The organism is Marinimicrobium sp. UBA4509 (assembly GCF_002388575.1).
Lineage (GTDB): Bacteria > Pseudomonadota > Gammaproteobacteria > Pseudomonadales > Cellvibrionaceae > Marinimicrobium > Marinimicrobium koreense.
Genome location: NZ_DGMV01000007.1, coordinates 32269 through 39757 on the forward strand (window position 1 = coordinate 32269; position 7489 = coordinate 39757).

5 protein-coding genes and 2 pseudogenes are annotated in these 7489 nt (G+C 57.5%); 4 read left to right on the forward strand and 3 right to left on the reverse strand.

The annotated features are described in order from the left end of the window. From B3520_RS00635 to B3520_RS00645, 3 genes and pseudogenes are all read left to right on the forward strand, one after another. Positions 1-1482: pseudogene (locus B3520_RS00635) on the forward strand (TonB-dependent receptor domain-containing protein); the annotation flags it as partial. A 95-nt stretch (positions 1483-1577) separates the two neighbouring features. After that, on the forward strand, positions 1578-2642 hold the full coding sequence (locus tag B3520_RS00640; protein WP_286807119.1) for a PepSY-associated TM helix domain-containing protein: 1065 nt from the start codon (positions 1578-1580) through the stop codon (positions 2640-2642). Further along, positions 2639-3466 carry a DUF4198 domain-containing protein gene (locus B3520_RS00645; protein WP_286807121.1) on the forward strand — a complete coding sequence of 276 codons (828 nt, stop codon included), beginning with the start codon at positions 2639-2641 and terminating at the stop codon, positions 3464-3466. Before B3520_RS00640 ends, B3520_RS00645 begins: the two co-directional genes overlap by 4 nt. Before the next feature lie 326 nt (positions 3467-3792). On the opposite strand, the gene B3520_RS00650 is transcribed toward B3520_RS00645, so the two are convergent. From B3520_RS00650 to B3520_RS00660, 3 genes are all read right to left on the reverse strand, one after another. Beyond that, positions 3793-4962 carry a lipase family protein gene (locus B3520_RS00650; RefSeq protein WP_286807122.1) on the reverse strand — a complete coding sequence of 390 codons (1170 nt, stop codon included), beginning with the start codon at positions 4960-4962 and terminating at the stop codon, positions 3793-3795. A 33-nt stretch (positions 4963-4995) separates the two neighbouring features. Next, positions 4996-5517, reverse strand: coding sequence for a DUF6795 domain-containing protein (locus tag B3520_RS00655; RefSeq protein ID WP_286807124.1), 522 nt, complete (start codon positions 5515-5517; stop codon positions 4996-4998). A gap of 299 nt (positions 5518-5816) precedes the next feature. Then, a complete protein-coding gene (locus tag B3520_RS00660) occupies positions 5817-6782 on the reverse strand; it encodes an Rpn family recombination-promoting nuclease/putative transposase (RefSeq protein ID WP_286875086.1) in 966 nt (321 codons plus the stop codon). Positions 6783-7246: 464 nt separating this feature from the next. Here B3520_RS00660 and B3520_RS00665 point away from each other — a divergent pair. Beyond that, positions 7247-7489 (forward strand): annotated as a pseudogene (locus B3520_RS00665) (flagellar biosynthesis protein FliC); the annotation flags it as partial.

Consider the following 7489-nt stretch of genomic DNA (forward strand, 5'->3'; position numbering starts at 1 on the left):
ATTGAGCGGATCGAAGTGGTGCGCGGCCCCATGTCGTCTCTGTACGGTTCTGACGCCATTGGTGGGGTGATCAACATCATCACCAAGAAAACGCCGGAACACTGGCGCTCGGAAATCCGGCTGGACACCACCGTTCAGGAGCGCAGCGAGTCCGGCAACATTCACCAGGTCAACCTGTTTACCGCCGGCTCCATCATTCCCGATGTACTGGGCTTACAGGTCAACGGTCGGTTTACCCAGCGCGGAGAAGACGACATCGTCGGCGGCTTTCGCGGTAAGGACTCTGACACGCTGAACGTCAAGCTGGCGCTTACCCCCGGGGATGACCATGAAGTCATTCTGGAGGCGGGCAAAGCGTCCCAGGTCATCGATGCGACCCTGGGAAAAACGGTGGAGCCTCTGGCGCCCGGTGAAGCCTGTGATAGACGCGGTTGCCCGGAATCCTCGACCACCGAATACGACAGTGAAACCCTGGCGCTGACCCACAATGGCCGTTGGGATCGCCTGACGCTGCGTAGCTACGTCAAACGTGACGAGTATGAAAACCGGGCGAGGGCGATGGCCATTTCCAACACGGACTTCCAGACGCTCGGGACCTTGCCGTTGGGCGATCATCACGTGAGCTTCGGCGGTTCCTATCTTCAAGAGAAACTCGACGACCGCACCAGTAACCAGGTCAGCGACCGCACCACGATTGAGGGTTCCCAGTGGTCCCTGTTCGCCGAAAACGAATGGCAGGTGGCCACGCCTTTTTCCTTGACCACCGGCCTGCGCTATGACGACAACGACCAGTTTGGCGGCCACTGGAGCCCGCGCCTGTACGGCAACTGGGCCATCACCCGGGACACTACCCTCAAGGGCGGGGTGTCTACCGGCTACAGTGCGCCCGACCTGCGCGCCACAGTACCGGATTGGGGGCAGGTCAGCCGCGGCGGCAACGTCTATGGCAACCCGGACCTGGAGCCGGAAACGTCTGTCAGTCAGGAGCTCGGTATCTACACCACCTTTGCCGACACCCTGGACACCTCACTGACGGTTTTCCACAACGCTTTCGAGGACAAGATTACCCGCGTGGCCTGCCCGGATACGATTTGCGATGCCGGCCCCAACCAGTTCGGTTCATTGCCTACGACGCGAATCAATATTGACGAAGCGGTTACCCAGGGTATTGAAATCACCGCTTCCGCCGACCTGAACGACGCCTGGTCCCTGAGTGGCAACTACACCTATACCGACTCGGAACAGAAAACCGGGGAGTACGCCGGAAGCCCGCTGAATCAGCTACCGAAGCACATGGTACAGACCTCGGTTACCTGGCGCCCGACCGACACGTTCAACGGTTGGCTGCGCGTCATTTACCGAGGCGAAGAAAGCCAGCCCACTACCGGGCCATCCCAGGACAGTTTGATTGCGCCGTCCTACACCACCATTGACCTTGGCGGCAACTACCAGTTGGCCGAACGCCTCAAACTGGGTGTTGGGATTTATAACCTGGGCGATGAAGAGATCAACCTGGACGACTACGGCTATGTGGAAGACGGCCGACGCCTCTGGCTGTCCCTGGCCTGGAGCCTGTAATGGCCCAGTCGCTTACCCGCAAAATTTGGAACGTGCGGAATTGGCACTGGGTCAGCTCCGCCATTTGCCTGGCAGGGATGATGTTGTTTGCCATCACCGGCATCACCCTCAACCACGCCGGGCAAATCGACGGTGAAGCCAAGGTCCATACCGAGTCTGCCCAGGTGCCGGAGGCGTTGCTCGTCCGGCTGGAAGAGGGCCAGCCGCTGCCGGGTGCATTCGTGCACTGGTACGCCGATACCACCGGCGACCGGATTCGCCCGGAGGCCGAGGTGACCTGGAGCGACTACGAATTCTATGCCAGTTTTCCCCGCGCCGGAGGCGATCGTTGGTTCACCGTGGACCGGGAAACCGGGGCCTTCTACCAGGAGGTGACCGACCGGGGCTGGATTGCCTACTTCAATGACCTGCATAAAGGCCGGAACACCGGCTGGGTATGGCGGCTGTTCATCGATGTGTTTTCCGTCGCCTGTATCGTGTTTTCCATAACGGGGCTCATTCTTTTGAAAAAGCACAGCAAAAAACGCACAACCACCTGGCCATTGGTCATGGCCGGCATTCTGATTCCCATTCTGTTACTGGTCATTCCAGCGCACGCCAGCGCCGAAGATCAACTACAGGTGGAGATTCCGCGCCTGCCCGTGGCCGAATATCACGCACCCTACGTTGCCATCTGGTTGGCGGACGAGCGGGGCAAGCCAGTGTTCGACATCGCCCTCTGGTACGACCTGCGAATGGCGAATCGGGAAGGCGAAAAATGGCTGAAGGACCTGCGCCTATGGTGGCGCCGCAGCGGCCGGTTTGCGGACCTTCCCATCGACGGTGTTACCGGAGCCACCCGCCGACCGGGGCAGACCACCGTGGACCTGACGCCTTTCAGAACGCGATTGAATCAACTACCGGCGGGGCGCTACTCGATTGTCGTCGAAGCAGCCCGTGAACTGGGCGGCCGGGAAACCGTCGAGCTGCCTCTGACTCTGCCGGCCGATACATCTTTTTCCACCACCGAAGCGGGCGAGCACGAGCTCGGCGCTATAACCCTGACATTGGAGTCCAACGAATGAAACTGATCAGAACGCTTACTGCTACCCTGCTTGCGCTGGCATTGTTCGCCTCCCAGGCCCAAGCCCATCGCCTGTGGATCAAACCGAACACCACGGTCGTCTCGGGCGAGAATGAATGGATCACCTTTGATGCCGCGATTGCCAACGGCATTTTCAATCCCGACCATCACGCCTACCCACTGGAACGGCTGACCGCCTGGAACCCGGAAGCCAGCAAGATCGAGCTGCAAAACGGCCAGCGCCTGAAGTACCGCAGCGTCTTCGACCTCAACCTGACAGAGGAGGGCACCTACAAGGTGTTCAGCGCGAGCCGCACCCTGGTCGCCCGCTGGACCGACGAAAACGGCGAGCGCCACTTCTGGCCCGGCCGTGGGCGCACCGGCACAGAGGCGGAGTTTCGCAACCAGGTTCCGCAAGAGGCTGCGGACTTGCAGGTCACCGACGCGGCAAACCGCATCGAGGTGTTCGTCACCGCCGGGGCTCCCACCGACGCGGTATTGAAACCCACCGGCCAAGGGCTAGAATGGGCACCCGGACTGCATCCGAACGACTTGTACACTGGCGAGACGGTGACGTTCGGCTTTCTGTTCGACGGCCAACCGGCAAAAAACGCCAGCCTGACCCTGGTGAGGGAAGGGGAAAAATATCGCGATCAGTCCCGGCCCACCACCGGCACCACAAATGCCAAGGGTGAAGTCACCGTAACCTTTGAAGCGCCCGGCATGTACTTTCTGGAAGTGGAATACGAGGATGACGACGCCGCGCCGCCCGCAAGCCAGCGGCGTGGTAGCTATTCCGCGGTGGTTGAGGTCTTGCCGTTATAATAACGGCACCACATGGGTGCCCTACGTGGTTGGCATCCTTTGCGGGGAATCACAGTCCACGATGCTGGTCAGCTGTGTAGGGCACCCATGCGGTGCCGTCTAACGTCATTCAATTACCAGCGAGTGCAAACACCTCATCACGCGGCCCCGCATCCAACACCCGATCACCCCAGGCCTGCCAAGTCCAGCGTAGGGTGGCATAAGGCCGAAGGCCGTCATCCACCATTCTCAGCTTCGTTTCAGACTCCAATCGGTGGATGACGGGGCTTGCGCCCCTTATGCCACCCTACGGCCAAGGACCCGTGCGGAGGACGTCCGCGTGTTTGCTAATCCGCTTGTCCATTTACTAACGACTGGTTTAGCACCCTCTGCACCAACGCGTTCACTTTGTGTTGCAGCTCCATCAGAATATGCCGCAAATACGTCCGGCTAATATCCGCACTTTCCACCACTTCAGGCCGACCAATCAGCATCAGGATTTTACGTACCAGGTATAGAACCCAACGAGAAACGGTGTCAGCGAGTTTGATGCCCTTGTTCAGAATAACTGCTATGGAATCCAGCAACGTCAACTGCGTCGATCCCGCGCCAGACAGCAAGCGGGCCGCCCCAGCCATGCAGCGCTCTAGAACATAAATCAGTGCTCGCCCAAGCCACTCGAGGCTATCAATGCTGAAACTGACCAGGTGGTTGCTTAATAACCAATGTTCAATTTCGCGGTCCGAACCTGACCCTTTCGGCTCAGCCAGAACCGGCCAGTTTTTTGAGCCAATGCTGGTGGCGTACTCGCCAATACTGTGGTCGCGAAGGGTTGGGATCGTCCCGATCGCTGGGAGTCGGTAGGTCTGGCCCTGCAAAGGTGCGTGAAGAAATGGCCAGATTGGGACGTAGGGCACCACGTCTGAACGGCGATACACCCGGTAAATATTGGGCGAGCTTAATGTTTTGGACAGGGTGCTGGCGAAGCCGTGTAACCCCACGCGTGGCGCTCCGAAGGTGTAAAGGCACGGTTTTCTATGGTACGCCAACTCGATCCATTCAGCGCACAAGCTGGCGATCGCGCCGCCCAGACTGTGGCCAATGCAATGGATCTGGGTACCGGAAATGCTCGGCATTAGCGACAATAGCTGTGGTCGAATGGATTTAAACGCATCGCTAAAGCCGGCGTGTACCGGCTGATTATTGCTGGAGCGAGCGAGAGTGAAATTAGCGTTGGTCAGCCAATCGGCCAAGTAGTGGGTGCCTCGGAACACCAGAAACGAATGACCTGCGAAACGGTCCCGACCTGTCAGGCAAAGCCCAAACGCTGTCCGGCACTTTATAAAACTGGGCCCTCCCGTTTGGGCGGTCAGCATAGTGTTATCGTTAAACTGGAAAATGTTTTTATAGCGTCGCTGAAATTCTTCGAGCCCGGCGCGGTAGGATGATTCTTTTGAAAGCAAGTAAACGTCTCGAGCGAGAACAGCGGCTTGGGCTGGGCTTAGCGGGTTTTGCATACTCATCTCCTTGTATTAAATGCATACCTTTTGTCAGTCTTTCTCTGAACCTACACCGTTCTCCCATATCCAGTCTTCAGAGGGGTCCGGTTTGACATCCCAGTTACATCGACTGAAAATTGGTCCGCCGTTCACGGTGATGCTCTTTTCCTCATCAAAAAGCTCACAAGTTACATTGAGAGGTGTTCCGCGAGACTCGGCATTACGCTCCGATGTTCGTTTAATACCGCGCCATATCTGGATTTCGGAGCTATCGTAAAATGCTGTCAGGCTTTGCGAAGCCACAAACTCCATCGGTAGAAACTTGGCGACGGTTCGCTCGGTCATTTCCGGGAAGTGAAAATGGCCGTCGGCATCGGTCGTGGTTTCATCCTGGTGCTCTGATTGCCACTTGGCCGTTCGGACCAGGCGGACGTTTGCCGCCGGCATCCCATTGGCCATCAGCACCCCTGACATTTCTGAAAACAGGCAAACTTTGCCGATATCGGTAAGACTCATCGCACAAACTCCCACAGAGGTAAGGGCCAGAAGGACCAACAATAAGGACTTCAGCATGCTGAAGGTTCCTGGAGGAATGGGGTTTCGGGTGGGATAGGGGGTTGGTGGTCCATAATCGCTCCTTGTGGTGTGGATTCCTGATGGTGAAAACTATCACCGGGCATGTGCGGGGGCAAGAGGTCAGGCGGGGTTTTGTGAACCAGGTCAAAACGCCATCTGCGCGCCTCGAAAGGTCGGACCGATTGCGCCCTGCGCAAATTGCCTTTCTATCCGTAGGGCGGATAAGCGCCGCAAGGCGCGCATCCGCCGTTGCCCAGCATTCACGAATGGCCTCTATGTGGTGCCGTCTACATCCCTCAGCCACCAGACGACAAAAATACGTCGTCAAGCGAGTTCGCATCCAACACCCGGTCACCCCAGGCTTCGAGCTGCTCCAGAGGGGCAGTTTCCACCTTTTCCCTGGTCGCCTCGTCAACCGCTCCAAACCGCTTGCTTAAAAAGCGTAGCAACATCGCCGCCGCTTCTTGCTGTCGGCCTTCACGTTTCCACTGTTCAGTCCAATCGTCCAGCTTTTCCGCCAACATGGCATCTACCTCGTTCAGGTTCTGAAGCTCCGGGATGGCTTCGTCTCTAAATCTTACTCTCAACAGCCGGTTTAGCCAAATAGCGACCGAGCGCTGCAAAGGGCGGCTGTTCGGGCCGCTGAGCAGGGCGGTAAGCTGCTTTACTCGGTGGTGCAGCTCCTGGGTACTCTGGCTGAAGCCCAGGCCGATCACATGGCCCAGCACGTTGTCGGGGTACGCATCACTGAAACGGTCGGGAATATCCTGCTCCTCTACCAGGCAGTAGCTCAACTCCGGCACAAAGCGGGCCAGGCCCGGATGGGGCCGGTGTACCAAATCCGCCATATTGATCGGCCCGGTCCAGTCGCGTGTGCCGCTATAGAGGACGATAGGCAGCACCGGCGGTAGCTTCTGGCCCTTGCGCAGGGGCTCATGGCGAATGATGTCCTGATAAAGCAGACCCACATAGGTCATGATCCGACAGGCCATAAAATAGTCATCTGACGACTGAAACTCGATCAACAGGTAAAGATACAGCCAATCCGGCCCCATTTTCACCCGCCAAATGCTGTCATCGTGGCGCTCGCGCAGGTCATCGGTGGCGAAGCTGGCCTTTAGCGGCTCTAAGGTGTCAAAGTCCAGCTCGTTGATCCATTCGGGTTTGATGAACCCTTCGAGCAGGTCCTTAACCATCCTGGGGTTGCTGAACAGCAGTTTGTACCCCGTGTCAAATGGGGTGGAATCCTTGGATTTTGGCATATTGCCTCCCAAAAACTGTTTGGATATACAGTATCTGGGCGGGGTTACAGTGTCAACGCTTCATGGGGCGACAAGTACAGGAAGGCTATCCGGTGGATGACGGGGCTTGCGCCCCTTATGCCACCCTACGGTAAGCGTAGAGCGAGGCCCGTAGGTCGGATTAGCGCGAAGCGCGTAATCCGACAACCAGGGCCAGAATATCCGGATTTTGGGGGTTATTTGTTGGATTACGCTTCGCTAATCCAACCTACTTGAGGGTTGTAACACTCTTAACTCACTGAAATTAAAAGGAAAATCAAAAATCAAGCGGCTTTGGCGCAAAAAATCCAAAAATACCCTAAAGCTCCCCGGGGATGGGTCGATAACCTTTACAGAAGACCTGGTGACCGACTGTTCCGGGCTTCACTGTCCGAATGATCCACGGCTGGTAAAGCCTGTGAACTAAACAACTTAGGAGATCCATCATGGCTCTAGTTATCAATACCAACGTTGCTTCACTGAACTCACAGCGTCAGCTGATGCAGTCAGGAAATGCTCTGGACCAGGCCACCGAGCGCCTGTCTTCCGGCCAGCGCATCAACTCCGCCAAAGACGACGCCGCCGGCCTCGCCATTGCCACTTCGATGACCTCGCAGGTCCGCGGCATGTCGCAGGGCATCCGCAACGCGAACGACGGCATTTCGATGGCGCAGACCGCTGAAGGCGCG

Coding starts and splice junctions, on each gene's coding strand:
- B3520_RS00640 (WP_286807119.1), top strand. CDS start 1,578: ATGGCCCAGTCGCTTACCCGCAAAATTTGGAACGTGCGGAATTGGCAC.
- B3520_RS00645 (WP_286807121.1), top strand. CDS start 2,639: ATGAAACTGATCAGAACGCTTACTGCTACCCTGCTTGCGCTGGCATTG.
- B3520_RS00650 (WP_286807122.1), bottom strand. CDS start 4,962: ATGCAAAACCCGCTAAGCCCAGCCCAAGCCGCTGTTCTCGCTCGAGAC.
- B3520_RS00655 (WP_286807124.1), bottom strand. CDS start 5,517: ATGCTGAAGTCCTTATTGTTGGTCCTTCTGGCCCTTACCTCTGTGGGA.
- B3520_RS00660 (WP_286875086.1), bottom strand. CDS start 6,782: ATGCCAAAATCCAAGGATTCCACCCCATTTGACACGGGGTACAAACTG.